The sequence below is a fragment of the Rathayibacter sp. AY1D2 genome (assembly GCF_002932695.1).
In the GTDB taxonomy this organism is placed as follows: domain Bacteria; phylum Actinomycetota; class Actinomycetes; order Actinomycetales; family Microbacteriaceae; genus Rathayibacter.
The window spans coordinates 1-2,071 of sequence record NZ_PSVX01000123.1 but is presented as its reverse complement, the minus strand read 5'-3'; the positions used below and the strand labels follow the sequence as shown (position 1 = coordinate 2,071).

Genomic DNA, 2,071 nt, shown 5'->3' with positions numbered 1-2,071 from the left:
CCGCACCGCCTCCGGCAGGTATGTCACGTCCATGCTCGTCTTCGCGCCGGTCCGGCAGCCCTGATGGCACTGGCCGCAGTTGACGCAGGAGGGCCGGCCGTCGTCCCGCGGGCCGCTGAGCACGGCGGCGGGCGCGTCGGTCGCGCGCATCCCGATCGCCGCGCAGCCGCGCAGCATCATGTCGGCCGAGGCGTTCCGCGCGAGCGGGCCCTGCAGGTAGCGGCGCGACGGGTCCCACGGGTACTCGGCCGGGCCCGCCACTCCGATCGTCGCCTCCACCTTCTCGATGTACGCGGTGAGCTCGGCGTGCTCGATCGGCCAGTCGCGGCCGACGCCGGAGTCGCTCCGGAGCCGCAGGTCGCGCGGGTCGGGGCGGGGCGTGAACGCTCCCCAGTGCAGCGTCGAGCCGCCGACCCCGCGGCCGCTGTTGTTCTGCCCGAAGGCGGTGGGGGTCTCGCCTCCGCTGAGGCGCTCCTCCATCCAGTTGATCTCGACGGCCGCCGTCTCGTCGGCGGTGTGGCCGAGCGGATCTAAGTGCGGCCCGGCCTCGAGGGCGACGACCCGCAGCCCTCGAGCGGCGAGCACCGAGAGCAGGGGCGCTCCGCCTGCCCCGGTGCCGATCACGACGGCGTCGACCGTCTCGTCGAGCGGGAAGCGGCGCATGCCGGTCGTGTTCATCGGTGACTCCTCATCGTCGGTTCCCAGGTCTCGCGGTCGTCGGCGCCGAGCAGGCGGAAGCCCGTCACGAGCGGCAGCGTGTCGCCGCCGCTGGCGTAGCCGTCGTAGCCGATCCGCGCCATCGACGCGGGGTGGGCCAGCCACTGCTTCACGAGGTCGACGCGGCAGTCCTCGAACCAGGCGGTCAGCTGCTCGGCACCGAGCCCGCCGGCCGAGCCGTCGCCGGGCTCCGCGGAGCCGTCGGCGATCGCGGTGAGGCGCGCGTCCTGCTCGGCGGGGCCGAGGCCGGCGAAGCCCCGGAGGGCGTCGAGCGCCAGACCGTAGGCGATCGGGTCGGCCGGCAGGTCGGCGTTGCGCCAGCCGTCGCCCTCGCCGTTCGCGAGCTGCGTGTCCACCCGTGCGGCCAGGTCGATCCGGCCGCCCTCCTGCGGGACGACCCGGTCGGCGATCGCGCGCAGCTCCGCGAGCTGGGCGACGGTCAGGGCGCGCGGCGCGTACCCCGGGTCGTCGGCGAGCGCGCGCACGGCCAGCAGCCCGCGCACCCGCGTGGAGGTCCGGGCGGAGGCGATGGCCGCGCCGACGTCGGCCGGGACCGACGGCGCCGTGCCGGCCTCCTCCTCCCAGAACCGGCGGATCGCCGCCGCCACCTCGACCGGGCGCTCGAACGGCAGCAGGTGGCCCGCCCCGGCGAGCGTGAGCAGCCGGGCACGGGAGTAGAGGGAGCCGTTCAGGCGGCGCTGCGCGTCGGCGCCGAGGTCGCCGTCCTCACCGCCCGCGATCAGGAGCGCGGGCACGGCCCCGAGGGCGGCCTCTCCGGTGCGGTCCTCGCGGCTGCCGTGCTCGAGCCAGTCGCGCCAGCCCTCGGGGGAGTAGCGGCGCAGCTCGGCCAGCACCTCCGCGTCGGCGTCGGCGGGCAGCGGCGAGCCGACGTTCTGGTCGACGAACTCGCGCGCCTGTGCCTCGTCGAGGGGTCCGTCGTCGACCCAGCCGAGCATGGTCGAGCGGCGCTCCTCCTCCATCGGCTCGGGCGAGAGCGGCGACCCGGCGAGGAGCACGACGCCCGCGAGCCCGAACAGGCCCGAGCGGCCGGTGACCGTGCGCGAGGCCACGAGGGAGGCGATCTTCCCGCCCATGCTGTGCCCGAGGAGCAGCCAGCGGGAGGCGTCGTGCTCGCGGATCCGGCGGATCGTGGCAGCGGTCATCTCCTCGAGCGAGGTCCCGGATCCACCGGGCAGGTCGAGCGCGACGAGGTCCGCGACGTCGGCGAGCTCGCGGCCGAGCGCGTCGAAGGCGCGGCCGTCGAGCCCGAGTCCGGGCAGGGCGAAGAGGGTGGGGCGGGGGCGAGTACGACGCGGCGATCGGCCGTTATCGGGACAACCTGGTGGTGTTCGCC

The 2,071-nt window shown here is 75.9% G+C and carries 2 protein-coding genes; both read right to left on the bottom strand.

The window, feature by feature from the left end:
• On the bottom strand, positions 1–678 hold a 678-nt coding region (locus tag C5D04_RS17700), incomplete at its 3' end, for a GMC family oxidoreductase N-terminal domain-containing protein (RefSeq protein WP_146087908.1).
• On the bottom strand, positions 675–2,071 hold a 1,397-nt coding region (locus tag C5D04_RS17695; RefSeq protein ID WP_146087907.1), incomplete at its 5' end, for an alpha/beta hydrolase. The genes C5D04_RS17700 and C5D04_RS17695, both read right to left, overlap by 4 nt.